The sequence below is a fragment of the uncultured Phyllobacterium sp. genome (assembly GCF_902479695.1).
GTDB lineage: Bacteria > Pseudomonadota > Alphaproteobacteria > Rhizobiales > Rhizobiaceae > Phyllobacterium > Phyllobacterium calauticae.
The window spans coordinates 87,223-110,190 of the sequence record NZ_CABSQF010000011.1; the positions used below are offsets into that span (position 1 = coordinate 87,223).

The window sequence follows — 22,968 nt, forward strand, 5'->3', positions numbered from 1 at the left end:
GTGATGATGGACGAATTCTTCAATTTCAAGGAGACGGATGGTTTCCGGGTCAAACTCTGGCGGGGCGAATATATGTGCCTGCTGGGCTTCGACGTGGATGCGCCGGAGGATGATTTTGTCGGTTTCGCGGTGGAGTACAAAGAGCCGAAGGGCGACACATTCCTCAACCTGCGCAACCGCATCGCCTTCGATTACGGCGAACCGGCCAAGAACGCGGTCACCGGCGGGGTCAAGTTCCCCACCACCGAAGCGCCGCTGCAGATGTTCCGCTGGGTGCATTTTCCCTATGAGCCGCAGGACGGCATCTACACCTACCGCATCACCAAGATGCACATGCCGCAGGACGGCAAGCTGGTGCGCGGCACCATGATCGAGCTGCCGATCCGCTATGACAGCGTCACCTATGACGGCTTTCTCGATATCGGTTTTACCCGCAACTTTGCTTCGTCGCAGGCTTTCGAGGACAAGAAGAAGCGGCTGCACCTGACCAATGACATCATCCCCGCCAATGCGGATGACGGCCTCGCCTTTGCGGCCAAGAAAGCCGCAATCGCCAAGACGGGTATCTATGACTGGCTGGGGTTCGAGGCGCACCGGCTGCTGTTCGGCTTCCTCGACTGGGCGGTGAAGGACCCGACCATCGAGGTCGACGCGCTGGCCTACGACCTGAATGAGCCGGACTTTCTGGCACAGCTGGAAAAGCTCGGCAGCCGCCTGCGGGTGATCGTCGATGATTCCGGCGTGGCGGACAAGAAGACCGGCGCGATGAAAAACGGCCATGGCGCGCCGGACAGTGCGGAGACCCAGGCGGCGGCGCGGCTTGTTGCCAGCGCCGGGGCGGACCGTGTCAAACGCGGGCATTTTCGCGGGCTGCAGCACAACAAGGTGCTGATCGCCAAACGCAATGGCGTGCCGGTGCGGGTGCTGGGCGGCTCGATGAATTTTTCGTTCCGCGGCTTCTACATCCAGGCCAACAACCTGTTCATCTTCGACGACGAGGCGGTGGCGGGCCTGTTCGCGCAGATGTTCACGCTGGCCTTCACCGACATGGCCAATTTCCAGAAAGACCCGTTTTCGAAAGTCTGGCATTCGGTAAAACGCGAAGGCCGCCCGGCGGTGCATGTCTGTTTTTCGCCGCACAAGACATCGGAGCTATCGCTGCGGCCGGTGGGCGGGGCCATCGACCAGGCGACATCCTCGGTGTTCTATTCCTTCGCCTTCATGAACCAGACCAAATCCGGCCCGGTGCGCGAGGCGCTGGACCGTCTGATCAAGAAGCCGCTGTTCAGCTATGGCGTGGTGGACAAGAAAAGCGGGATGGAAATCCAGAAGCCAAGCGGCGAGAACGGCCTCGTCGATTTCGCTTATCTCGCCAAGAATGCGCCGGAGCCGTTCAAGAGCGAATGGTCCGGTGGCAGCGGCATCAATATTCACCACAAGTTCGCCGTGGTGGATTTCGACAAGCCGACGGCCAAGGTGTTCACCGGATCGAGCAATTTTTCGCCCTCCGGCGAGACCGGCAATGGCGATCATCTCGTCATCATCGAGGATCAGCGGGTGGCGACGGCCTTTGCCATCGAGGCGCTGCGCATGTTCGACCACCTGAACTTCCGCAACCGCATGCAAGTGGAAATCGCCGCGCTGCCGAAACAGATCACCCTGAAGAAACCCAAGGCGATCTCGGGCGAAAGCACCGCGTGGTTCGACAAGTTCTACGTGGCGGGAAGCCAGCGCGAGCGCGACCGGCTGACCTTTTCGCGTCAGTCGTAGCGCAGGTCGTGCGCCTTGCCGCCGAACACCCGGTAGGCGAAGATGGAATAGCCGACGATGGCGGGCAGCACGACGATGACGCCGACGAGGATGATGCCGAGGCTTTCCGGCGCGCTGGCGGCGGCGAAAATCGTCAGCCGCTCCGGCACCACATAGGGATAGAAGGAATAGGCGAGCCCGGCAAAGCCGAGGGTGAAAATACCCGCCATCAGCATGAACGGCAGCGCCGAATAGCGGTCATTGGCAGCGGGCAGCCTGGCAAGCACGGCCCAGAGTGCGGCAAAGAGCGCGGCAGTGACCAGTGGGAGCGGCGCGAGCAGGATCATCTGCGGCAGCACAAACCATTTGGCGAAAATGCGCGGGCTGGCCAAGGGCGTCGCCAGGGAAATCGCAACCATGCCGAGCGCGGCAAAGACCAGAGACCGGCGCATCAGGAGGACGGCCTTGTGCTGCAAGGCGCCCTCGGTCTTGTGGATGATCCATGCGGCGCCGATGGCGGCGTAAGACGCGGTGAGGCAAAGACCGACCAGCAGGCCGAACAGGATGCAGGCCGCTGACTGGTCAAGCCCCAGCACATAGACGCCGAGCATGTAGCCCTGCGCCAGGGAAGCGGTGATCGAGCCGACGGCGAAGGCAAAATTCCAGCGCGGCTTCACATGCAGATCAACCTTGGCGCGAAAATCGAAGGCGACACCGCGCAGGATCAGGCTGATCAGCATGACGGTAACGGGGACATACAGCGCCGGCAGCACGATGCCATGCGCCGCGGGAAAGGCCACCAGCAGCAGGCCGATGGCGAGGACCAGCCAGGTTTCATTGGCATCCCAGAACGGGCCGATGGCGGCAACCATGGTGTCGCGCTCCGCATCGTCCGTTGCGGCGAAAAGAATGCCGACGCCGAGATCAAAGCCGTCGAGGATGACATAGACCAGGATCGACAGGCCCATCAGCCCGGCAAAAACGAGGGGAAGAAGGATGGCGGGATCAAAGGTCATCCGCTTCCCCGCACCGGCTGGCCCAAGGGCTGGTCTTCGACGCCCGGTTCCGGCTGCCGGTCGCCCTCGCGGGCGGCCTTGACCGTGAGCCGCAGGATCACGCCGACATAGGCCAGCAGCAGCATGGTATAGACAATGAGATAGGCCGCAAGCGACGCGGCGACCGTACCGGCGGGCACCGGCCCGAGCGCGTCCGCCGCTTTGAGCACGCCGTTGACCAGCCAGGGCTGGCGGCCGATTTCCGCCGTGTACCAGCCGGCCAGCGTTGCCACCCAGCCGGACAGCGCCATGGGCACCAGCACGAGCGCAAGCGGCCGCGTGAGCGAGCCGCGCCGCCACAGCATCCACGCGGCTGTCCACGACACCAGCAGCATCAGGATGCCGGTGCCGACCATGATGCGGAAGGCGAAAAACAGCGGCAGAACCGGCGGGTGATTACCCGCGAACTGGTCGAGGCCGGGTACGGCACCCGCAGCGTCGTGCCGCAGGATCAGGCTGGCACCATCCGGCACGGCGACCTCGAAACGGTTTTCGCGTGTCGACTCGTCAGGCACGGCAAACAGCAGCAGCGGCACATGGGAGCGGGTTTGCCAGTTGGCCTCGATCGCCGCGATCTTCTGCGGCTGATGCGCCAGCGTGTTCAGCCCATGCTGGCCGCCGGCGACGATCTGCACCGGGATGAGCACCGCGGCGAGATAAACGCCGGTGCGCAGGGCTTTGCCCATGGCATCGCTGCGGTCGCCCAGTAGCCAGCGCAGGGCAGACAGGCCTGAGATCAGAAAGGATATGGTAAGCCCCGATGCCAGCAGCATGTGCACAAGCCGGTAGGGCATGGACGGGTTGAAGATGATGGCGGCCCAATCGGTGGCAAAGGCCTTGCCGCCGCGCATCTCGAAGCCATCGGGCGTCTGCATCCAGGAATTCAGCGCAATGATCCAGAACGCCGACACCGTCGTGCCGAAGGCGACAAGCAGGGTTGCCAGCGTGTGGATACGATTGGACACGCGGCGGAATCCGAACAGCATGATGCCGAGAAAGGCTGCTTCCAGAAAGAACGCGGTGAGAATTTCATAGGCCAGCAGCGGCCCGGCAATATTGCCGACCGTTTGCATGTAGCCCGGCCAGTTGGTGCCGAACTGGAAGCTCATGGTCACGCCCGACACCACGCCGAAGGCGAAGGACAGGGCGAAAACCTTGACCCAGAAATGGTAGGCCTTCATCCAGCCTTCGTCGCTGGACCGGCGATAGCGCAGCTTGAAATACAACAGCACCCAGCCGAGCGCGATGGTGATCGTCGGGAACAGGATATGGAACGAGATATTCGCAGCGAATTGTATTCTCGACAGAATGAACGGATCCATGACGGCGTCCTTTCGCTGCGGACATATGTCACCCGAACGGACGGCGTGAGAAGTAGACATGCTGTCGCGTGCGTGGTTCGACAAGCTCACCATGCGGGAGGGCGAGGATCGCAGGGAGCCAGATTTAGCAACGCTGGCGATTGGCTTGCAGCCAAACCACATCCCTCATGGTGAGCTTGTCGAACCACGCACAATTGCCATGCAGATTCAGCCCTGCCCCTATGCCGCGGCGATCAGCCCGCCATAGATATCCAGGTCCACATTGCCGCCTGACAGGACCACGGCAACCGTCTTGCCCTGCAGCTCGTCCGCCCGCGCCGCCACGCCGGCAAGGCCGACGCAGCCGCCGGGCTCGACAATCACCTTGAGATAGGTCGCCGCATCGCGCATCGCAGCGGCAACCGCTTTATCGGAAACCGCGACACCGCCCGCCAGGTTCTGCTTGTTGATCGGGAAGGTCAGGTCACCCGGCTGCTGGGTCAGGATCGCATCGCAGATCGAGCGGTAGCCCGGCTCGTTGGCAACCTGCCTGCCGGCCGCCAGCGACCGGCGCAGATCGTCGAAATGATCGGGCTCGACGCCCCAGATGCGCGTGTGCGGGGAGCGTGCCTTGACGGCAACGGAAATGCCGCTGATCAGCCCGCCGCCGCCGCTCGGCACGAACAGGTCGTCGAAGACGATGCCGCGTTCCTCCGCCTCGTCGATCAGCTCGATGCCGATCGTGCCCTGCCCGGCCATGATCGCGGGATCGTCATAGGGTGGCACCAGGATCATGCCGCGCCCATTGATATACTCAGCCGCGATCTCCTCCCGGCTCTGCTTGTAACGGTCATAGAGCACGACGTCAGCGCCATAGGATCTCGTATTGGCAATTTTCAACTGCGGTGCGTCGGATGGCATGATGATGACAGCCTTGATGCCGAAAAGCTGGGCGGAGCTTGCCACGCCCTGCGCATGGTTGCCGGAGGAAAAGGCGACGATGCCGCGCGTGCGCTCGTCCGCCGTCATCTGGCTGATGCGGTTGTAGGCGCCGCGGAACTTGAACGAACCGGTCCGCTGCAGGCATTCCGGCTTGAACAGGATGCGTGCGCCATATTTGGCATTGAGCGCCTCCGACTCGATCAGCCGGGTGGCGACAAGCTGGCCTTTGAGCCGGATGGCGGCATCGACGATATCGGTATTGGCAATGGCGAACGCGTTCATCATGTCCTCGGCTGCTGAATGGGCGGGTCTGGCCAGTCATAGCACCAGCGCGGCGTTTCGGCATCCAAATCATTGTCATCATTGTCCCGGGCGCCCTCTTGAAAAGCGCGCCTGCTTTCTATAGTTTAGAATTATTCTAAATTAGGACAGTGTCATGCTCAGCCGCTTCTTCGGTCCCCGCCGCCACGAACTCAACGAATTGTCGGAACAGCAGCTCCTCGCGCTCGCCATTTCATCGGAAGAAGACGATGCGCGGATCTACCTTGCCTATGCCGACGGGCTGCGGGACGATTTCCCGCAGAGCGCCAAAGTCTTCGAGGATATGGCGGAGGAGGAGAACCTGCACCGGCAGGCGCTCATCGACATGCACCGCGAGCGTTTCGGCGACCGCATTCCGCTGATCCGGCGCGAACATGTACGCGGCTATCTCGAGCGCAAGCCGGACTGGCTGGTGCGGCCGCTCGGCATCGACAAGGTGCGCGAGATGGCGGAGAAAATGGAAGAGCAGGCCTACCGCTTCTACACGGAAGCGGTGAAGCTGGTCAGCGATGCCTCGACGCGCAAGCTGCTCGGGGATCTTGCCATTGCCGAGAAAACCCACGAATCGCTGGCGCACCGGCTGGGCGAACAGCACACGCCCGATGCGGTGCAACAAGACGAGAAACTGACGGAAAAACGCCAGTTCCTGCTCACCTATGTCCAGCCGGGGCTGGCGGGGCTGATGGACGGTTCCGTCTCGACGCTTGCGCCGATTTTCGCGGCGGCCTTCGCAACCCAGGACACCTGGCAGACATTTCTGGTCGGCCTCTCCGCCTCGCTCGGTGCCGGCATCTCGATGGGCTTCACCGAAGCCGCCCATGATGACGGCAAGCTGTCCGGGCGCGGATCGCCGCTGAAGCGCGGCCTCGCCAACGGCCTGATGACGGCGATCGGCGGCCTGGGCCATGCCCTGCCCTACCTGATCCCGGATTTCTGGACGGCAACGACCGTTGCCGCGATGGTGGTTTTCGTCGAACTCTGGGCGATTGCCTATATCCAGCACAAATATATGGAAACGCCGTTCTTCCGCGCGGCGATACAGGTGGTGCTGGGCGGCAGCCTCGTGCTCGCTACGGGCATTCTCATCGGCAATGCATGACGGCCAGCGCATGTAAGCGGGTCTTGTAAACGAATCAGAATCGACAAAACCCGGTGGTTAACACCGGGTTTCTTTTTGGCTTTTCAACCGGGAAATTACGGCCTGCCTCAGGTGTTAAAGCTAATTTTCCATGAATTCACCGGGCCTTAACCATCGGTATTCAGCAAGCGTTCATATTTATCGGTTAAATTTTAGCTAAATGATCGCTAACCGATTTTTCGGGCGATCGAGATTCAGGAAATGAAGATATGACCATGCTCGTTCAACTGCGCGATACGCTTCGCGTCGTCCGTGAATTCATTGCACCGTCCTACCGGCCGGAACGCCATTACATGCGCGGCCCCGGCCCCGCCTGTGCACAGCGCAACCACGGTCAGGCATGATGGTAAACGCGCGCGTCAGACGGAGCCTCATCACGGGCTCGCAAGCCATAGTCACGCATAACAGCCGCAATCCGCAGCCGGTAATCGGCAAAGATTTCGGCGCGGCCAGCGCTCTGGGCAGCGCGATGTTCCTCGGTCTGGCGCCAAGCCGCAACTGAGGCTTCGTCGCGCCAGAACGACAGGGAGAGATAACGGTTCTCGTTGGCAAGACTGCGGAACCGTTCGACGGAAATGAAGCCGTCCATCTTTTCCAAAAGCGGGCGCAAATTCGCCGCCCGCTCGAAATAATCTTTCTCGTGGCCATCCCTCGGCTCCACTTCGAAAATCACCGCAATCATCGGATCAATTCCCCATTGTTTCCAGTAACCCGGCGCAGGAACGTGCGGTCCTCGCGGCGGATGAATTTCCGTTCGCGCGAAAATTCGTAATTGGCGCGGCCCAGCGGATCGGCCGTCAATTTCGCGCGGTACGCCTCATAGGCCGCCAGATCCTCGATGGTGTAAATCCCGTAGGCCAATGTGGCCGACCCCTCATGCGGGGCGAAATAGCCGATCAGGTCGGCACCGCAGCGCGGAATCGCCTCGTTCCAGGTGCGTGCATAATGCTCGAATGCATCCTTCTGGTAGGGGTCGATTTCATATTTGATAATGCAGGTGATGCTCATGACGGCCGCTCCTTCGTGTGGATTGGCCTGTTTTAGAACAGCCGGATGACGCGATGCTTCGATCACGGCCGAACGATCGCGGCCGCAAAACAATCAGCCCCGCCAGGCGTTTGGCGCGCGGCGGGGCTGATTGCAAAACAGTATCGGTTCTATCAGGCGTCGAGGCCGTCGAAGAGTGCCGTCGACAAATACCGTTCAGCAAAGGACGGAATGATCACGACGATATTCTTGCCCTTGTTTTCCGGACGCTTGCCGAGCTCGATAGCCGCCGTGAGCGCGGCGCCGGAGGAAATGCCGACCGGCACGCCTTCGAGCTTGGCCACCAGGCGGGCATAGGTGAAGGCATCCTCATTGGAGACCTGAATGACCTCGTCATAGATGTGGGTATCGAGCACCTGCGGCGCGAAACCGGCACCGATGCCCTGGATCTTGTGCGGGCCGGGATTGCCGCCTGATAGAACCGGCGAATCCTTCGGCTCGACTGCCACGATGCGCACGTCCGGCTTGCGCTGCTTCAGGACCTGGCCGACACCGGTGATGGTGCCGCCGGTGCCGATGCCGGACACAAAGATATCGACCTTTCCGTCCGTATCGTTCCAGATTTCCTCGGCGGTGGTCCTGCGGTGAATCTCGGGGTTGGCCGGATTGTCGAACTGGCCGGGAATGACCGCATCGGGCGTGGTTTCCACCAGTTCATTGGCCTTGGCGATGGCGCCCTTCATACCCTTGGCGCCCTCGGTCAGAACCAGTTCGGCACCGAGCAGCTTGAGCATCTTGCGCCGCTCGACCGACATGGTTTCCGGCATGGTGAGGATGAGACGGTAACCCTTGGCGGCGGCGGCAAACGCCAGCGCAATACCGGTATTGCCGGAGGTCGGCTCGACGAATGTCGTCTTGCCCGGCGTTGCCTTGCCCTGTGCTTCCAGCGATTCGATCAGCGCGACGCCAATGCGATCCTTGACACTGGCAATCGGATTGAAGAATTCGAGCTTGGCCAACAGATTGGCTTCGACACCCTGATCCTTTGCCAGCTTATCAAGACGGACAATCGGCGTATCGCCGATGGTATCGACAATGGAATTGTAGATACGGCCGCGGCCGGGTTTGCGCGCATCACTCGTGCTCATGGAAATGCTCCCTCAATTGCTGTGGCAGCCATCTTATGGCGCGAGCTTGAAAATTCATAGTCGAGCCTATGCATAAACAGCCCGATCACGGGAATTTCATGCCAATATGCCTACAGCCTTAGAATAAAATTCTATGGTCAGGACGCCCGGCCAGCGATGGCAAGTGCAGCGCCCGCCATGAATGCGGCGGCGGTGCGGTTCAGCCGTTTCAGCGCGCGGGGCGATTGCAGGAACCAGCGTGCCTTGGATGCAAGCGCGAGATAGGGCACCAGCACGACAAGCAGCGTCACAACCGTTACGCAGGCGAGCAAGGCATAATCGGTCGGGGGGATGGCGTGCAGATCGATCAGCGTCGGCGTCAGGGCGATATAGAAGATCATGGTCTTCGGATTGCCGAGGGTAACCGCAAGCCCGGAAAGCACGCTGGCGAGAGCCCCGCCGCTGCCGCGCTTGGCTTCAATCTTTTCAGCGGAAATTCCCGCGGTCCAGAAACTCCAGGCGAGATAGGCGAGATAGGCCACACCCGCCCATTTGATCAGCAGAAACAGTGTTCCGAAAGTCTGCGCCACCATGGAAAGGCCGAGCACCACGGCCGTCAGATAGGTCAGATCGCCGAGGACGAGGCCGAGCGACATGAACAGGGCCGAGCGGAAACCGGAGCCCAGCGCCCGTGCGATGAGGGCGGTGAGACCGGGCCCGGGAATGGCGGCGGCAATGGCAAGGGCGCCCGAATAGGCGATGAAACCGGCAAGTGTCATGATCAATCTCTGCGTGAAATCTGTGCGGCGGGAGAATACGCCGATTTTCCGCACTGGCAATCGGCTTCAAGTATTTGTCGCATTCATCATTTTCGGGGCTGTGCGACGACGTCGCCGGGCAAATGCCTCATACCATCCCAGCCAGATTTATGCGTGTTCGACCTAGAGAACCAGAAATCCCTGTCCCAGCGGATCATCGTCTTCAACGATGAACTCCGCCTTGCCGCTGTAATAGGCATGGCCGGAGACACGCGCCGTGATGGCGTCGAAGGTTCCCGCCCTGGTGAGCGAGGCGACAGCCCCGGCAAAACGCGAGCCGACAATGCTTTCGAAAATCCGCGCTTCGGTGGCATGAATCTGGCCCTTGGCGTGCATGGCAGCCAGCCGCGCCGTCACGCCCGACCCCGTCGGCGAGCGGTCGAGCTGGGCATCGGCGAAAATGCAGACATTCTTTGTCGGCGCTTCCGACCAGCCGTCGAGACCGTCGGTGAGGATGGAACCATAGAGGAAGGCAAGGTCGCTGTGATCCGGGTGCGCCAGCGGCACGGCGTCCTTCACCGCTTCGGTAAGCAATGTTGCCGCCTCGATGAATTTGCGCGCGGGATCGCGGCCGAATTCAAGGCCGAACTGGCTGCAATGGGCGAGTGCGTAATAGGCGCCGCCATAGGCCACGTCGAACGTCACGTCGCCATAGGGCGGCAGATGGATGGTCCGGTCCCCGGCAAACAGGAAGGCCGGGACGCTTTCGAAGGAGACGCTGGCGGACTTGCCGTCCTTCACCTCGACGGAGGCCACCACCATGCCGCAGGGACATTCGATGCGGACCGTCGTGACCGGCTCGACCTTCTCTACAAGGCCATAATCGATGGCATAGCGGCCTAGCGCGATGATGGCGTGGCCGCACATCGTCGAATAGCCCTCATTGTGCATGAACAGTACGGCGAGATCAGCCCCGGGCAGGTTCGGTTCGACCAGCAGCGCGCCATACATGTCGAAATGGCCGCGCGGCTCGAACATCAGGATTTTGCGGAGATGGTCGAGATTGTCCCTGACATAGGCGCGCTTCTCCAGGATCGTGCCCTTCGGCAGGACGGGATAGCCGCCAGTGATGATGCGCAGGGGCTCGCCGCCCGTGTGCATGTCGACGACGCTGAGCGGCGCGGCCATCAGGCGATGCCCAGAAGCGCGGGCAGCTTGCGCATATCGTCAAACAGGATACCGCCCGCCGCGACGAGACCTTCGTGGTCGGCATGCGCATCGCCGCAATAGGAAAACACCCGCATGCCGGCCGCCGTTCCCGCCGTTGTTCCCGCCACGCTGTCCTCGATCACCACGGAGCGGGATGGCTCGACCCCCATCTGCCGTGCCGCATGCAGGAAGAGATCGGGGAACGGCTTGCCGCGCGCCACCATGGATGCACTGTACAGCACATCATGGAAATGGCCGATCAGCCCGGTTTTCCCCAGCGTCAGGTGCATTTTTTCCACATTGGCGGAGGAGGCCACGCAGTAGGACAGTTGCGCTTCCTTCACCGCATCGATGACCGTTTCGATGTGCGGGATGGCTTCAACGCCGTTTTCGAAAATGACGGGAATGGCCTGATACCAGCGCTCGACAAAATCGTCGCCAAGGGAGTAGCCTTGCGCCTCAACCTTCTCCTTCACCGCGCGCATCGGCATGCCGCAGAGGTTCTTGCGCGCCTCATCGAAGGTGATGGGATAGCCTGCGGCATTGAGCATCTTGATCAGATGCTGATTGGCAAGGGCTTCGGTGTCGACCAGGACCCCGTCACAGTCGAAAATCACCAGATCGGGGCGTGTCATACTTAATCTTCCTTGTCTGCGTCCTGCGCGTAGAGCTTTTGCAGTTCCCCGAACGTCACGCCGGTTTTTGAGAATTCGAACGTGCCCTTGTCGAGCACTTCGCGGGCCGCATCGCGAATGGCGGTGAAGGCGGCGGTGATCAGCCGCGGCCCGAGCGAAACGCGGCGCACGCCGGCGGATTTCAGCGCGCTGACGCTCAATGACGCCGGCGCGAGGACATTGACCGGCTTCGACACGGAGGCACAGATCGTGCGGATACTCTCGAGATCCGAAATGCCGGGCGCAAAAAGCACATCGGCACCGGCCCGTTCAAATGCCTGCAACCGCTTGATCGTGTCATCGAGATCGGCACGGCCATGCAGGAAATTCTCGGCACGCGCCGTGAAGACGAAATCGCTCTTCAGCGCCCGCGCGGCTTCCGCCGCCGCGTAGACACGCTCGACCGCATGGTCGAAATCATAGATCGGCTTGTCCGCATCGCCGGAGAAATCCTCGATGGAGCAGCCGGCAAGACCGGCGGCTTCGGCGGCGAAGATGGTCTCGCCGGCGCTGTCGGCGCTGTCACCCTTGCCCTTTTCCAGATCGCCGGAAATGGGAAGATCCGTTGCCGCCACGAGATCGCGGCAATGCTGCATCATGACATCGAAGGCGACGCCGCCATCGGGCAGAGCGCGCGAAAAGGCAAACCCCGCGCTGCTGGTGGCCAGCGCCTTGAAGCCGAGCGACGCGAGGAACCGGGTCGTGCCGGGATCCCATGGATTGGGCATCAACAGAATTTCCGGTCCCTGATGCAGCTGACGGAAAACCTTGCCCTTGTCCATGCTATCCTCCCGCGATTACGACGTGCCCGTTGACCCGAACCCTCCGGCACCGCGTGCCGTTTCGCTGGCATGCTGCCGTTCTTCAACCTCGAGCTGCACGACCGGCGCCAGCACGACCTGCGCGATGCGCATGCCACGCTCGACGTAGAAGTCGTCATCTCCAAGATTGATCAGGATTACTTTTACCTCACCCCGGTAGTCGGAATCAATGGTCCCCGGCGTGTTGAGGCAGGTAATTCCGTGCTTGAGGGCAAGGCCGGAACGCGGCCTTACCTGCGCTTCATAGCCTTGCGGGATTTCGAAGACGAGGCCGGTCGGCACCAGGGCGCGGCGGCCGGGCAAAAGCAGCAGCGGACGGTCCTCGGGCACTGCGGCGCGCAGGTCCATTCCGGCCGAGCCGGGGGTTTCATAGGCGGGCAAATCGAGGTCCCGCCCATGCGGCAACCGGACAAGACCGAGAGCGGGATGCACGTGACGTGCGGAATCGGATGATTGAGACATGAGATCACCTTTTTCACCAGTCCGCCGGATTGGTCAACTCACAAGATTTGTCCGGATCATTGTTTACACACAATCTCTTTCTAGCAGTGGCTGAACCTGACGATTCCCAAGCGCCGTGCGACGCGCTATTGTCAGTCGGATCAAGAGTGAATCGGGTGAATCATGTGTCGATGGGCAGCCTATCTCGGACCTCAGCTTTATCTCGAAGATGTCATTGCTTCGCCCTGCCATTCGCTGATCGCCCAGAGCCATGATGCGCACGAGGCCAAGACCCGCACCAATGGCGACGGTTTCGGCGTTGCCTGGTATGGCGAGCGGCCGGAACCTGGCCTTTACCGCGATATTCTCCCTGCCTGGTCCGACCAGAACCTGAAGAGCCTGTCGCGGCAAATCCGGTCGCACCTGTTTCTCGCCCATGTGCGCGCCTCCACCGGCGGCTCGACCAGCCGGACCAATTGCCATCCGTTCGTCTCGGGCCAATGGAGTTTCATGCACAACGGACAGATCGGCCATTTCGACCGGCTGCGGCGCGGGCTGGAAGCCAAGCTCGACGATGCGCTCTATGTGCAGAAGCTGGGATCGACGGATTCGGAGCTGATTTTCTTGCTGATGCTGCAGCACGGCCTGGACAAGGACCCGGCACAATCGCTGGTGGAGACGGTCAATGTCATCAGCGCCGAGGCGGAGCGCGCCGGCGTGCCGCCCTTCATCCGGCTGACCGCGGCATTTTCCGACGGGACACAGCTCTACGCGGTGCGCTACGCCACCGACCGCTTTGCCCCGACGCTTTATACGGCGACGCTCTCACCGAGCTCGGGCCTGTGCGTCGTCTCCGAACCGCTGGATGGAGAAGCGGAAAACTGGATGCCGGTGCCGCCGAACAGTTTCGTGACCGTCAAGAACAGCAAGCGCATCGCCATCGAGCCGTTCATGGCACAGGAAAAGTCCGGGCCGGTGCTGGAGAGGGCGTAACACCCATTTCGAATTGACAGTCGACGGCAGGGTCTTCGGCTGATAGAAGGCGCGCAACCCTACGATTACGAAATTTGAGCCGCTCCATGTCTTCTGCCGACCATCCCGTTTCGAAACGCCGTACCTTTGCGATCATCGCGCACCCGGACGCCGGTAAAACCACGCTGACCGAAAAGCTGCTGCTGTTCGGCGGAGCGATCCAGCTCGCCGGCGAGGTCAAGGCCAAGAAGGACCGCATCCAGACCCGCTCCGACTGGATGAACATCGAACGGGATCGCGGCATCTCGGTCGTCACCTCGGTGATGACCTTCGAGTACAAGGACTGCATCTTCAACCTTCTGGATACGCCCGGCCACGAAGATTTCGCCGACGACACCTACCGCACACTCACCGCCGTCGACAGCGCCGTCATGGTCATCGACGCCGCCAAGGGTATCGAGGCGCGGACGCTGAAACTCTTCGAAGTCTGCCGCATGCGCGATATTCCGATCGTCACGTTCGTCAACAAGATGGACCGGGAAAGCCGCGATCCCTACGAAATCCTCGACGAAATCGAGCAGAAACTGGCGCTCGACACCGCCCCGATCACCTGGCCGATCGGCCGTGGCAAGAGCTTTGCCGGTACCTACAACCTGCAGGACAATACCGTGCGGCGGCGCGATGAAGAGGAAAAGCCGACACCGGTCAACGGACCGGAAGCCGCCGGGGCCTCCGGCCTGCTGCCCGAGAACGAACGGCAGGCGTGGATCGACGAGGTGACGCTGGCGCGCGATGCCTGCAATCCCTTCGATCTGCAATCATTCCGCGAAGGCCATATGACGCCGGTTTATTTCGGCTCGGCGCTGCGCAATTACGGCGTGCGCGACCTGATCGAAGCCTTCTGCGATTTCGGACCGAGCCCGCGCGCGCAGGACGCCGATATCCGCCGCGTCGAGGCAACCGAAGACAAGATGACCGGATTTGTCTTCAAGATCCAGGCCAACATGGACCCGAACCATCGCGACCGCATCGCCTTCCTGCGCGTCTGCTCCGGCAAACTGTCGCGCGGCATGAAAGCCAAGCTGGTACGCACCGGCAAGCCGATGAGCCTGTCGGCACCGCAGTTCTTCTTTGCCCGCAGCCGCCAGATCGCCGACGAGGCCTGGGCCGGCGATGTGGTGGGCATTCCCAACCATGGCACCTTGCGCATCGGCGACACGCTGACGGAAGGCGAAGACATCCTGTTCCGCGGCGTGCCGAACTTTGCCCCAGAAATCCTGCGCCGCGTGCGGCTCGACGATGCGATGAAGGCGAAAAAACTGCGCGAGGCGCTGCAGCAGATGGCGGAAGAAGGCGTTGTCCAGCTGTTCCTGCCCGATGACGGTTCGCCCGCCATCGTCGGCGTGGTCGGCGCCCTGCAGATCGACGTCCTGACCGAACGGCTGAAAGTCGAATACACGCTTCCCGTCGGCTTCGAGCCCGCACGCTTCACCATTGCGCGCTGGATTTCGGCCGATGACCCGGCGGAGCTGCAGCGCTTCATCAATGCGCACCGGGCCGATATCGCCCACGATCTCGACAATGATCCGGTGTTCCTGGCGCAGAATTCTTTCTCGCTGTCCTATGAGGCGGAGCGCTGGAAGGCTATCCGCTTCGCCGCGATCAAGGATTATCAGGTCCGCGAAAAAGCCGCCTGAGCCCGCTTACCCTTCAACCGGACTGATCGTCGTTCGTCGCCCTGACCGGCCTTGCGCATTTATTCAACCGAATGGTTGACAATTGAAATCGCGCGACTATATTAAACCTTATGGTTGAATATAGCACACCCACGCTCGACGCCGTTTTCCATGCCCTCTCCGACCCGACGCGGAGAGCCATGCTGCACCGGCTGTCGACCAGCGAACGCACCGTCAGCGAACTGGCGACGCCGTTCAACATGTCGCTCGCCGGCGCATCCAAGCACATCAAGGTGCTCGAAGCGGCCGGGCTGGTGCGGCGGCACGTGCAGGGCCGGACCCACATCTGCGCCCTGCAGGCGGCCCGGCTGGCCGAAGCGCAGGAATGGCTGCGCTATTACGAGCAGTTCTGGCAGGAACGGCTCGACGATCTGGAAGATATTCTGCGCGCGGAGGACCGTGCGCTTGCCGAGACCGCAAAACACGGGGCCCGCAAGACCCCCAAATCCACACCGGATACCAAGGAGTAGAACGATGAGCCTGCATCAGGGAAACGACCAGCTTGGCATTGCAACAGCCCCGCGCACCGTTCGCATCGAACGACTGCTTCCCGGTCCGGTGGAGCGCGTATGGGCCTATCTCACCGACGCGGAAAAGCGCGGAAAATGGCTCGCCAAGGGGCCGATGGCGGGCCATGCCGGCGGACCGGTGGAACTGACCTTCCGCCATTCCGAACTGTCCACCGCGCCCACCCCGGAAAAGTACCGGAAATATGAAGGCCACCGCAATATCGGGAAGGTCATACGCTGCGAGCCGCCGACATACCTGTCCTTCACATGGGAAGAGGGCAATGGCACGGCATCGGAGGTGAGTTTTGAACTGCAGGCGGCCGGCGACGACACCCTGCTGACCCTCACCCACAGCCGTCTCGCCGATCATGGCGCCATGGTCAGCGTCGCCAGCGGCTGGCACACGCATCTGAGCGTGCTGATCAACGTGCTGAACGGGGTCGAAACCGCCGATTTCTGGGCGAAGCTGGAGCACCTCGAGGCTGAATATGACAGGGCGCTGCCCGCATGACATTTTTGCTGCGTCAACGCCGGCGCACTACACTCCCGAAAGGATGACCTCGCATGAAACCGCGCTACGAAGGCAACCACAACATCGCCATGAAAGTTCCGCCGCACCAGTATGAGGCAACGGTCGCCTTCTACCGCGATGTGATCGGCCTGAAACCCCTCGACAACCACCCTCCCCATGTCGGGTTCCATTTCGGCTCGAACCAGCTGTGGATCGACCGGGTGCCCGGCATGAGCCAGGCGGAACTGTGGCTGGAAATTGCCGCCGACGATGCCGGTGCCGCTGCCACACACCTGGACGCTGCCGGCGTTGTCCGCTGCGACGCAATCGAGGCGCTGCCGGAGGGCCACCGGGATTTCTGGATTGCCAGTCCCTGCCAGATCGTCCACCACATATCGCAGAAGGGTGAAGGGTGGTAAGCGCTGACCGGCTACTATTGCCCGATCAGCGCTTGAACCTGCGCTCGAGCAGCAGGACCGTCTCGCCGGTATAATCGGCCGTGCCAATCCGGGCGAAGCCGGTCTTTTCCGCCACCCGGAGCGAAGCGGTGTTTTCCGGCGAAATGATGCACAGGGCCCGGTCCTGCCTGAAAAAACCGTCGCCCCACGCCGCAGCCGCCGCAAGCGCTTCACTGGCATAGCCCTTGCCATGGATTTCCGGTGCGAGGACCCAGCCCATCTCCGGCGTGTCGCCAAAGGGCGGTTCGATATCACGCAGGAAATTGGCAAAGCCGATATCGCCGACATAGCGGCCCGTGGCCTTGTCCTCGACCGCCCAGAATCCATAGCCGTTCAAAGTCCAGAGACCGGCATATTTGAGCAATCGGCCCCAGGAGGCCTCGCGGGTCGACGGCTTGCCCGAAATGAATTCATAAACCGCCGGTTGCGTCCACAGGCTGTGCAGCGCTTCAAAATCGTCCAGTCTGTGTGCGCGCAGAATGAGGCGTTCGGTTTCGACGATGGGCGTGGTGGTGGCGGTCATGGGGATTCCGTCTTCAACAATGATATTGGGTTTTCTGGAGATTATTGTTCATCAAGTCAAACGGCTTATCGCGTAAGCATATGCTTACCTTACAGGCGTTCCGGCATCACACCTCGATCGTCTGCAAGGCGGCAGCGATCCGGGCGGCCAGCCGTTCCGCCACCTCTTCCTTGCTCATGTCGGGCCACTCTTCGACGCCGGAACGCGTGACGATGCGCACGGCATTGCGGTCGCCGCCCATCACGCCGGTGGCGTGGCTGACATCGTTGGCAACGATCCAGTCGGCGCCTTTCTTGTCGAGCTTCTTCCGCGCATTGGCGAGCAGGTCCTGAGTCTCCGCAGCAAACCCCACCACGAGACGCGGGCGCTGCTTGCTGTGCCCGACCCCGGCGAGAATATCGGGGTTTTCCACCATCTGCAGGGCCGGGGCCGCCGCGCCCGGCTGCTTCTTGATCTTTTCGCCCGCTTCATTTGCCGTGCGCCAGTCGGCGACGGCAGCAACCATGACAGCCGCATCGGCGGGCAGCAACCGTTCCACGGCATCGCGCATGTCGCGCGCGGATTCCACATGGGTGACGAACACGCCCTCGGGGTCCGCAATCGTGACCGGCCCGGAGACCAGATGCACCGTTGCACCCAGCCGCGCCAGGGCCGCGGCGATGGCATGGCCCTGCTTGCCGGAAGAGCGGTTGGCGATGTAGCGCACGGGATCGATGGGCTCGTGCGTCGGGCCGGAGGTCATGACAATGGTCTTGCCGGCAAGCGGTTTCGGCGTGATATCCAGCAGCGTTTCAATCGCGGCGACGATCTCCAGTGGCTCAGCCATGCGCCCGGCACCCGCCTCGCCGCTTTCGGCCATCTCGCCGCTGTTCGGCCCGACAAAGCGGATGCCGTCATTGGCAAGGGTCGTTCGGTTGCGCCGTGTTGCGGGATGATTCCACATTCTCGGGTTCATGGCCGGTGCAATCAGGACGGGCTTGTCGGTCGCCAGGAGTACCGCCGAGGCGAGATCATTGGCCAGACCACCCGCCATTTTTGCCATGAGATCCGCCGTTGCCGGAGCAACGACAATGAGATCCGCTTCACGCGACAGGCGGATATGCCCGACATCGTGCTCGTCCTCACGGGAGAACAGGTCGGTAAAGACCTTGTCCGCGGCCAGTGCACCGACGGACAGGGGCGTGACAAATTCTTCCGCTGCCTTGGTCAGCACCGGGCGCACATGCGCACCCCGCTCACGCAGGCGGCGGATCAGATCGAGACATTTATAGGCGGCAATGCCGCCGCCGATGATGAGAAGAATATGCCGCCCCGCAAGCGGTCCGGTAGCCAGCCCTGATAAGGGTGCCGAGATCTGGGTGATGGAAGGGCCGGCATGCACATCCAGTGCCGCAAGCAGGAGGCGCACCTCCTCTTCCATCGACCGGCCGTGGGCGGCAGCGCGCAGCCGCAGCTTTTCCTTGGTCGCGTCATCGAGATTGCGGATGGTTATGCTCGCCATATGATTGCACTTCCCATGGATTGATCGCATCAAGTGCAATCATTGCAATCACATTAGCGCAATTGAGCTCAGACAAGAAGGGTGTAAGTGATGATAACCAGACAGATTGCAATCACCCACAGCGCCACACGGCCGGAACGGGTATGCCGCGCCTCCGCCCTGCCGATGGCCTTTGCCGTCTCGTCATCGAAGCGGAAACCCTGCTCCGCCATCCGGTCCATCTCTTTCGACAGGCGGTCAGCGCGCGCGACCAGCTCGGGCGCCTGACGGGCGAGATGCAGCAGGGCGCCGACGCCCTCGCGCGCATCGGCAAGAATTCCCTGCGGACCGAGATTGCGGCGGATCCAGTCGCCCACGACAGGTTCGGAGGCTTTCCACATGTTGAAATGCGGATCGAGCGTGCGGGAGACGCCTTCCACCACCACCATGGTCTTTTGCAGCATGACCAGTTCAGGCCGGGTTTCCATATCGAAAAGCTCGGTGACCTCGAACAGCAGGGTCAGGAGCTTAGCCATGGAAATGGTTTCCGCAGGCTGGCCATGAATCGGCTCGCCAATGGCACGGATAGCCTGGGCAAAGCTCGCCACGTCGTGGTGATGCGGCACATAGCCCGCCTCGAAATGCACCTCGGCGACACGGACATAGTCACGCGTGATGAAGCCGTAGAGGATTTCCGCGAGAAACCGCCGTTCCTTCTTGCCGAGCCGCCCGGTAATGCCGAAATCCACGGCAACGATGTGCCCGCGATCATCGACGAACATGTTGCCGGGATGCATGTCGGCATGAAAGAAACCATCCCGCAATGTATGGCGCAGGAAGGACTGGATCAGCGTTTCGGCAAGACCGACAAGATTGTGACCGGCGGCGCGCAGGCCATCGATATCCGACATCTTGATGCCGTCGATCCACTCGAGCGTCAGCACATCGCGCCCCGTGCGCTCCCAATCGACGGTCGGCACGCGGAAGCCCGGATCGTTCTTGGTGTTCTCGCCGATTTCCGAAAGCGCAGCCGCTTCCAGCCGCAGATCCATCTCGATCCGCGTCGTCTGCGCCAGGGTGCGCGTCACTTCGATCGGCCGCAGGCGGCGCGTTGCAGGCACGTAGCGTTCCTGCCATTGCGCCACCATAAAAAAGCTTTCCAGATCATTGTTGAAGCGCTGGCGTACGCCCGGCCGGACAACCTTGACGGCAACCTTGCGGTCCTCGCCGCCCGTTCTGACATAGGCTGGGTGGACCTGCGCGATGGATGCGGCAGCAATTGGTTCGCCAAGACTTACATAGAGATCATCGACGGAGCGTCCGAGCGAGCCCTCTATGGCCTTGACCGACGCTTCCATCGGGAAGAAATCGAGCTGATCCTGCAGCAGAGCGAGATCATCGGCCACTTCGGTGCCGACCACATCCGGCCGTGTCGCCAGGAACTGGCCCAGCTTGACGTAGGACGGCCCAAGCTTGTTGATGGCGCGCGACATGCGCTCGGAACGGCGGGCCGTGCGGGCGCGCCGCCTTGCCAGCAACCCGGCGATGCGGTGGCCGAATGCGGGAAGGCCGCTCAGGCCTTCGGCGGGCAGTGCGGAAATAACGCCTTCGCGCGTCATGATCCATCCGGCCCGGATCAGGCGAAATGTTGCGGTAAACTTACTCATTCAGAACGTCACAATTTCCAGCCGGAATGCAGGGCAGCGATACCGCCGGTAAAGTTGCGCCAGCTCACCCGCTCGAAACCTGCTGTGCGGATCATCTCGGCGAAATCCGCCTGGCGGGGGAATTTGCGGATGGATTCCACCAGATACTGGTAGGAATCGGCATCCCCCGTGACCGCCTTGCCGATTTTCGGAATCGCATTGAACGACCAGGCGTCGTAAATCTTGTCGAGAACCGGCAGTTCCACCTCGGAAAATTCAAGGCAGAGGAAGCGGCCGCCCGGCTTCAGCACACGATAGGCTTCCGCCAGAGCGCGGTCGATATGCGGCACGTTGCGAATGCCGAAGGCGATGGTATAGGCATCGAAGCTGGCATTCTCGAATGGCAGTTCCTCGGCATTGGCTTCAACAAACTCGGTATTATCGGCAAGGCCTTTTTTCGCCGCGCGGTCACGGCCGACACCCAGCATCGAGCCGTTGATGTCGAGCACGGTGGCATGGGCATTGCGATTCGAAGCTTCGACGATGCGGAAGGCGATATCACCCGTGCCGCCGGCGACATCGAGTGTCTTCCAGTTCGATGTCTTGGACGGGGCAAGCCAGGCGATCATCGAATCTTTCCAGACGCGGTGCAGCCCGCCGGACATCAGATCGTTCATCACATCGTAGCGCTTGGCGACGCGATGAAACACGTCATTGACGCGTGTCTGCTTTTCTCCGTCGCCGACATCCTGAAAACCGAAGGATGTTTCCATGCCGCCATGGGCACCGGTGCGTTGCTGGCTCATTGTGCTACCTGCTGATCTCTTTTGCGGGCGGAGCATAGAAGATTGAAACGCAGAAGGCTATTGTCTGTTGCGCGATGAAGCGACGCGCTGCACATTTTGTCGAATGGAGACCGCCCATGGTGTTGAAGGCCGAACTGCATTGTCACGTCGAAGGCGCAGCCTCTCCCGCCCTCGTCGAGCGAAAAGCCGGCAAATATGGCGCCGATGTTTCGGCCTTCATCGTTGACGGCAGATTCGTCTGGCACGACTTCACCTCCTTCCTGCGCGCCTATGATCAGGCCTCGGCACTGTTCCGCACGCAAGAGGATTACGCGGATCTGACCGAGGATTACCTGTTGTCCCTCAGCGCACAGGACGCGATCTATTCGGAAGTATTCATCTCCACCGACCATGCGATCAGCGCCGGGCTTTCGCCGCGCGCCTATATCGAGGGGCTGGCGGAAGGCATGCGGCGCGCCAAGACGGCCACCGGCATCGAATCGCGCATGATCGCCACGGGCCTGCGCCACAAGGGGCCGGACGCCGTGATGGAAGCGGCAAGATACATCGCCGAAAATCCGCATCCGCTGGTGACCGGGTTCGGCATGGCAGGCGATGAACGCATGCATCACCCCCGAGATTTTGCCCGGGCTTTCGATATCGCCCGCGATGCCGGACTGGGCATCACCGTGCACGCGGGCGAGCTTTCCGGCTGGGAAAGCGTTGCCGGCGCGCTCGATGCGATCAGGCCGTCGCGCATCGGCCATGGCGTGCGCGCCATCGAGAACCCGGATCTGGTGCGGCGGCTGGCGGCGGAGCAAATCCTTCTGGAATGCTGCCCCGGCTCCAATATTTCACTGCAGGTTTACGCCGATTTCCCGTCCCATCCCTTTCCCATGCTGGCCAAGGCTGGCGTGCCGGTCACGCTGAATTCCGACGACCCGCCCTATTTCCATACGGATCTGAGCCGTGAATATGACATTGCTGCCGAATTCTTCGGCTGTGACGACGACGCCTTGACGGAGATCACGCGCACGGCGCTCAAGGCCGCCTATATCGATGAAACCACGCGAAACGCCCTGATTGAGCGCCTCGACGACGACAAAACTGTGCGTGCCGGGGATGCGGACTTTGCGGGATCGGTTGCAAGCAGCTAAGGTCGGGGAAAATTCGAGTAGGAGTTCTCCATGGGCGTTACGATCGTTTCCCACCCGCTTGTCCAGCACAAGCTCACCATCATGCGCGACAAGGATACATCCACGGCGGGATTCCGGCGGCTGCTCAAGGAAATCTCGCTGCTGCTGTGCTACGAGGTGACGCGCGATCTCGAACTGACCACCATCCGTATCCAGACGCCGATGATGGAAATGGATGCGCCGGTGCTGGAAGGCAAGAAGCTGGTCTTCGCCTCGATCCTGCGCGCCGGCAACGGCCTGCTCGAAGGCATGCTCGACCTGGTGCCCGCCGCGCGCGTGGCGCATATCGGCCTGTACCGCGATCACGACACGCTGCAGCCGGTGGAATATTACTTCAAGGCACCGGAAGATATCGTCAACCGGCTGATCATCGTCGTTGACCCGATGCTGGCGACCGCCAATTCGGCCATCGCGGCAATCCAGAAATTGAAGGATCGCGGCGCAACCAATATCCGCTTCCTCTGCCTGCTTGCGGCACCGGAAGGCATCGAGCGCTTCACCAAGGCCCATCCCGATGTGCCGGTATTCACCGCGGCCATCGACAGCCACCTGAATGAAAAGGGCTACATCATGCCGGGCCTCGGTGATGCCGGTGACCGCATGTACGGGACGAAGTAGGTCTGCCGCAA

The 22,968-nt window shown here is 61.5% G+C and carries 25 protein-coding genes; 10 read left to right on the top strand and 15 right to left on the bottom strand.

Features of this window, described 5'->3' with window-relative positions:
* The first annotated feature begins 6 nt into the window (after positions 1–6).
* On the top strand, positions 7–1,770 hold the full coding sequence (locus RDL77_RS09190; protein WP_288192598.1) for a phospholipase D-like domain-containing protein: 1,764 nt from the start codon (positions 7–9) through the stop codon (positions 1,768–1,770).
* On the opposite strand, the gene RDL77_RS09195 is transcribed toward RDL77_RS09190, so the two are convergent.
* The 3 genes from RDL77_RS09195 to RDL77_RS09205 all read right to left on the bottom strand — a co-directional run bounded on the left by RDL77_RS09195 (position 1,761) and on the right by RDL77_RS09205 (position 5,332).
* On the bottom strand, positions 1,761–2,765 hold the full coding sequence (locus tag RDL77_RS09195) for a cytochrome d ubiquinol oxidase subunit II (protein WP_288192599.1): 1,005 nt from the start codon (positions 2,763–2,765) through the stop codon (positions 1,761–1,763). The genes RDL77_RS09190 and RDL77_RS09195 overlap by 10 nt on opposite strands.
* The gene (locus RDL77_RS09200; protein WP_288192600.1) at positions 2,762–4,126 is read right to left on the bottom strand and encodes a cytochrome ubiquinol oxidase subunit I; all 1,365 of its coding nucleotides are present in this window, start codon (positions 4,124–4,126) and stop codon (positions 2,762–2,764) included. The genes RDL77_RS09195 and RDL77_RS09200 overlap by 4 nt, the downstream gene beginning before the upstream one ends.
* A 219-nt stretch (positions 4,127–4,345) precedes the next feature.
* Positions 4,346–5,332 (bottom strand): threonine/serine dehydratase, encoded by a 987-nt coding sequence (locus RDL77_RS09205; protein ID WP_288192601.1) that lies wholly within the window; start codon positions 5,330–5,332, stop codon positions 4,346–4,348.
* A gap of 151 nt (positions 5,333–5,483) precedes the next feature.
* On the opposite strand from RDL77_RS09205, the gene mbfA reads away from it, so the two are divergent.
* Both mbfA and RDL77_RS09215 read left to right on the top strand, forming a co-directional pair.
* Entirely contained in the window at positions 5,484–6,467 is a 984-nt protein-coding gene (gene mbfA / locus RDL77_RS09210; protein WP_288192602.1) for an iron exporter MbfA, read from the top strand.
* Positions 6,468–6,715: 248 nt separating this feature from the next.
* On the top strand, positions 6,716–6,850 hold the full coding sequence (locus RDL77_RS09215) for a hypothetical protein (protein ID WP_264319104.1): 135 nt from the start codon (positions 6,716–6,718) through the stop codon (positions 6,848–6,850).
* On the opposite strand, the gene RDL77_RS09220 is transcribed toward RDL77_RS09215, so the two are convergent.
* The 8 genes from RDL77_RS09220 to dut form a co-directional block, all read right to left on the bottom strand.
* The gene (locus RDL77_RS09220; protein ID WP_223612305.1) at positions 6,841–7,188 is read right to left on the bottom strand and encodes an antibiotic biosynthesis monooxygenase; all 348 of its coding nucleotides are present in this window, start codon (positions 7,186–7,188) and stop codon (positions 6,841–6,843) included. The two genes, RDL77_RS09215 and RDL77_RS09220, sit on opposite strands and share 10 nt — an antisense overlap.
* Positions 7,185–7,514 carry an NIPSNAP family protein gene (locus tag RDL77_RS09225; protein ID WP_223612306.1) on the bottom strand — a complete coding sequence of 110 codons (330 nt, stop codon included), beginning with the start codon at positions 7,512–7,514 and terminating at the stop codon, positions 7,185–7,187. Before RDL77_RS09225 ends, RDL77_RS09220 begins: the two co-directional genes overlap by 4 nt.
* 152 nt (positions 7,515–7,666) lie before the next feature.
* Complete coding sequence (gene cysK, locus RDL77_RS09230) at positions 7,667–8,641, bottom strand: cysteine synthase A (RefSeq protein ID WP_223612307.1); 975 nt, start codon at positions 8,639–8,641, stop codon at positions 7,667–7,669.
* A 137-nt stretch (positions 8,642–8,778) separates the two neighbouring features.
* Positions 8,779–9,399, bottom strand: coding sequence for a LysE family translocator (locus tag RDL77_RS09235; RefSeq protein WP_288192603.1), 621 nt, complete (start codon positions 9,397–9,399; stop codon positions 8,779–8,781).
* Between the two features lie 162 nt (positions 9,400–9,561).
* Positions 9,562–10,566 (bottom strand): proline racemase family protein, encoded by a 1,005-nt coding sequence (locus tag RDL77_RS09240; RefSeq protein ID WP_288192604.1) that lies wholly within the window; start codon positions 10,564–10,566, stop codon positions 9,562–9,564.
* Entirely contained in the window at positions 10,566–11,222 is a 657-nt protein-coding gene (locus RDL77_RS09245; RefSeq protein ID WP_288192605.1) for an HAD family phosphatase, read from the bottom strand. Before RDL77_RS09245 ends, RDL77_RS09240 begins: the two co-directional genes overlap by 1 nt.
* A gap of 2 nt (positions 11,223–11,224) precedes the next feature.
* Positions 11,225–12,043 (bottom strand): isocitrate lyase/phosphoenolpyruvate mutase family protein, encoded by an 819-nt coding sequence (locus RDL77_RS09250; protein ID WP_223612311.1) that lies wholly within the window; start codon positions 12,041–12,043, stop codon positions 11,225–11,227.
* A gap of 15 nt (positions 12,044–12,058) precedes the next feature.
* The gene (gene dut, locus RDL77_RS09255; RefSeq protein WP_223612312.1) at positions 12,059–12,544 is read right to left on the bottom strand and encodes a dUTP diphosphatase; all 486 of its coding nucleotides are present in this window, start codon (positions 12,542–12,544) and stop codon (positions 12,059–12,061) included.
* 162 nt (positions 12,545–12,706) lie between these two features.
* Between dut and RDL77_RS09260 the strand changes: the two genes are divergently transcribed.
* From RDL77_RS09260 to RDL77_RS09280, 5 genes are all read left to right on the top strand, one after another.
* Positions 12,707–13,516: a class II glutamine amidotransferase gene (locus RDL77_RS09260; RefSeq protein ID WP_288192606.1), complete on the top strand. Its 810-nt coding sequence runs from the start codon at positions 12,707–12,709 to the stop codon at positions 13,514–13,516.
* An 86-nt stretch (positions 13,517–13,602) separates the two neighbouring features.
* Entirely contained in the window at positions 13,603–15,192 is a 1,590-nt protein-coding gene (locus RDL77_RS09265) for a peptide chain release factor 3 (RefSeq protein ID WP_223612314.1), read from the top strand.
* Positions 15,193–15,302: 110 nt separating this feature from the next.
* Positions 15,303–15,701 (top strand): helix-turn-helix transcriptional regulator, encoded by a 399-nt coding sequence (locus RDL77_RS09270; protein WP_288192607.1) that lies wholly within the window; start codon positions 15,303–15,305, stop codon positions 15,699–15,701.
* Between the two features lie 4 nt (positions 15,702–15,705).
* A complete protein-coding gene (locus tag RDL77_RS09275) occupies positions 15,706–16,251 on the top strand; it encodes an SRPBCC family protein (protein ID WP_288192608.1) in 546 nt (181 codons plus the stop codon).
* A 53-nt stretch (positions 16,252–16,304) separates the two neighbouring features.
* Positions 16,305–16,670 carry a hypothetical protein gene (locus tag RDL77_RS09280; protein ID WP_288192609.1) on the top strand — a complete coding sequence of 122 codons (366 nt, stop codon included), beginning with the start codon at positions 16,305–16,307 and terminating at the stop codon, positions 16,668–16,670.
* A gap of 25 nt (positions 16,671–16,695) precedes the next feature.
* On the opposite strand, the gene RDL77_RS09285 is transcribed toward RDL77_RS09280, so the two are convergent.
* The 4 genes from RDL77_RS09285 to ubiE form a co-directional block, all read right to left on the bottom strand.
* Complete coding sequence (locus RDL77_RS09285; protein WP_223612318.1) at positions 16,696–17,232, bottom strand: GNAT family N-acetyltransferase; 537 nt, start codon at positions 17,230–17,232, stop codon at positions 16,696–16,698.
* Between the two features lie 106 nt (positions 17,233–17,338).
* Positions 17,339–18,733: a bifunctional phosphopantothenoylcysteine decarboxylase/phosphopantothenate--cysteine ligase CoaBC gene (coaBC, locus tag RDL77_RS09290; protein WP_288192610.1), complete on the bottom strand. Its 1,395-nt coding sequence runs from the start codon at positions 18,731–18,733 to the stop codon at positions 17,339–17,341.
* 68 nt (positions 18,734–18,801) lie between these two features.
* Positions 18,802–20,379, bottom strand: a complete 1,578-nt coding sequence (gene ubiB, locus RDL77_RS09295; RefSeq protein ID WP_288192611.1) for a 2-polyprenylphenol 6-hydroxylase — start codon at positions 20,377–20,379, stop codon at positions 18,802–18,804.
* Positions 20,380–20,387: 8 nt separating this feature from the next.
* Positions 20,388–21,164, bottom strand: coding sequence for a bifunctional demethylmenaquinone methyltransferase/2-methoxy-6-polyprenyl-1,4-benzoquinol methylase UbiE (gene ubiE / locus RDL77_RS09300; RefSeq protein WP_105733926.1), 777 nt, complete (start codon positions 21,162–21,164; stop codon positions 20,388–20,390).
* A gap of 116 nt (positions 21,165–21,280) precedes the next feature.
* On the opposite strand from ubiE, the gene RDL77_RS09305 reads away from it, so the two are divergent.
* The gene (locus RDL77_RS09305; protein ID WP_288192612.1) at positions 21,281–22,300 is read left to right on the top strand and encodes an adenosine deaminase; all 1,020 of its coding nucleotides are present in this window, start codon (positions 21,281–21,283) and stop codon (positions 22,298–22,300) included.
* Between the two features lie 30 nt (positions 22,301–22,330).
* Positions 22,331–22,957 carry a uracil phosphoribosyltransferase gene (gene upp, locus RDL77_RS09310; RefSeq protein ID WP_105733928.1) on the top strand — a complete coding sequence of 209 codons (627 nt, stop codon included), beginning with the start codon at positions 22,331–22,333 and terminating at the stop codon, positions 22,955–22,957.
* Positions 22,958–22,968: the final 11 nt, after the last annotated feature.

What these genes read in the sequence shown, in the direction of transcription:
- RDL77_RS09190 (WP_288192598.1), top strand. Translation starts at nt 7, where the DNA reads ATGGACGAATTCTTCAATTTCAAGGAGACGGATGGTTTCCGGGTCAAA.
- RDL77_RS09195 (WP_288192599.1), bottom strand. Translation starts at nt 2,765, where the DNA reads ATGACCTTTGATCCCGCCATCCTTCTTCCCCTCGTTTTTGCCGGGCTG.
- RDL77_RS09200 (WP_288192600.1), bottom strand. Translation starts at nt 4,126, where the DNA reads ATGGATCCGTTCATTCTGTCGAGAATACAATTCGCTGCGAATATCTCG.
- RDL77_RS09205 (WP_288192601.1), bottom strand. Translation starts at nt 5,332, where the DNA reads ATGATGAACGCGTTCGCCATTGCCAATACCGATATCGTCGATGCCGCC.
- mbfA (WP_288192602.1), top strand. Translation starts at nt 5,484, where the DNA reads ATGCTCAGCCGCTTCTTCGGTCCCCGCCGCCACGAACTCAACGAATTG.
- RDL77_RS09215 (WP_264319104.1), top strand. Translation starts at nt 6,716, where the DNA reads ATGACCATGCTCGTTCAACTGCGCGATACGCTTCGCGTCGTCCGTGAA.
- RDL77_RS09220 (WP_223612305.1), bottom strand. Translation starts at nt 7,188, where the DNA reads ATGATTGCGGTGATTTTCGAAGTGGAGCCGAGGGATGGCCACGAGAAA.
- RDL77_RS09225 (WP_223612306.1), bottom strand. Translation starts at nt 7,514, where the DNA reads ATGAGCATCACCTGCATTATCAAATATGAAATCGACCCCTACCAGAAG.
- cysK (WP_223612307.1), bottom strand. Translation starts at nt 8,641, where the DNA reads ATGAGCACGAGTGATGCGCGCAAACCCGGCCGCGGCCGTATCTACAAT.
- RDL77_RS09235 (WP_288192603.1), bottom strand. Translation starts at nt 9,399, where the DNA reads ATGACACTTGCCGGTTTCATCGCCTATTCGGGCGCCCTTGCCATTGCC.
- RDL77_RS09240 (WP_288192604.1), bottom strand. Translation starts at nt 10,566, where the DNA reads ATGGCCGCGCCGCTCAGCGTCGTCGACATGCACACGGGCGGCGAGCCC.
- RDL77_RS09245 (WP_288192605.1), bottom strand. Translation starts at nt 11,222, where the DNA reads ATGACACGCCCCGATCTGGTGATTTTCGACTGTGACGGGGTCCTGGTC.
- RDL77_RS09250 (WP_223612311.1), bottom strand. Translation starts at nt 12,043, where the DNA reads ATGGACAAGGGCAAGGTTTTCCGTCAGCTGCATCAGGGACCGGAAATT.
- dut (WP_223612312.1), bottom strand. Translation starts at nt 12,544, where the DNA reads ATGTCTCAATCATCCGATTCCGCACGTCACGTGCATCCCGCTCTCGGT.
- RDL77_RS09260 (WP_288192606.1), top strand. Translation starts at nt 12,707, where the DNA reads ATGTGTCGATGGGCAGCCTATCTCGGACCTCAGCTTTATCTCGAAGAT.
- RDL77_RS09265 (WP_223612314.1), top strand. Translation starts at nt 13,603, where the DNA reads ATGTCTTCTGCCGACCATCCCGTTTCGAAACGCCGTACCTTTGCGATC.
- RDL77_RS09270 (WP_288192607.1), top strand. Translation starts at nt 15,303, where the DNA reads ATGGTTGAATATAGCACACCCACGCTCGACGCCGTTTTCCATGCCCTC.
- RDL77_RS09275 (WP_288192608.1), top strand. Translation starts at nt 15,706, where the DNA reads ATGAGCCTGCATCAGGGAAACGACCAGCTTGGCATTGCAACAGCCCCG.
- RDL77_RS09280 (WP_288192609.1), top strand. Translation starts at nt 16,305, where the DNA reads ATGAAACCGCGCTACGAAGGCAACCACAACATCGCCATGAAAGTTCCG.
- RDL77_RS09285 (WP_223612318.1), bottom strand. Translation starts at nt 17,232, where the DNA reads ATGACCGCCACCACCACGCCCATCGTCGAAACCGAACGCCTCATTCTG.
- coaBC (WP_288192610.1), bottom strand. Translation starts at nt 18,733, where the DNA reads ATGGCGAGCATAACCATCCGCAATCTCGATGACGCGACCAAGGAAAAG.
- ubiB (WP_288192611.1), bottom strand. Translation starts at nt 20,379, where the DNA reads ATGAGTAAGTTTACCGCAACATTTCGCCTGATCCGGGCCGGATGGATC.
- ubiE (WP_105733926.1), bottom strand. Translation starts at nt 21,164, where the DNA reads ATGAGCCAGCAACGCACCGGTGCCCATGGCGGCATGGAAACATCCTTC.
- RDL77_RS09305 (WP_288192612.1), top strand. Translation starts at nt 21,281, where the DNA reads ATGGTGTTGAAGGCCGAACTGCATTGTCACGTCGAAGGCGCAGCCTCT.
- upp (WP_105733928.1), top strand. Translation starts at nt 22,331, where the DNA reads ATGGGCGTTACGATCGTTTCCCACCCGCTTGTCCAGCACAAGCTCACC.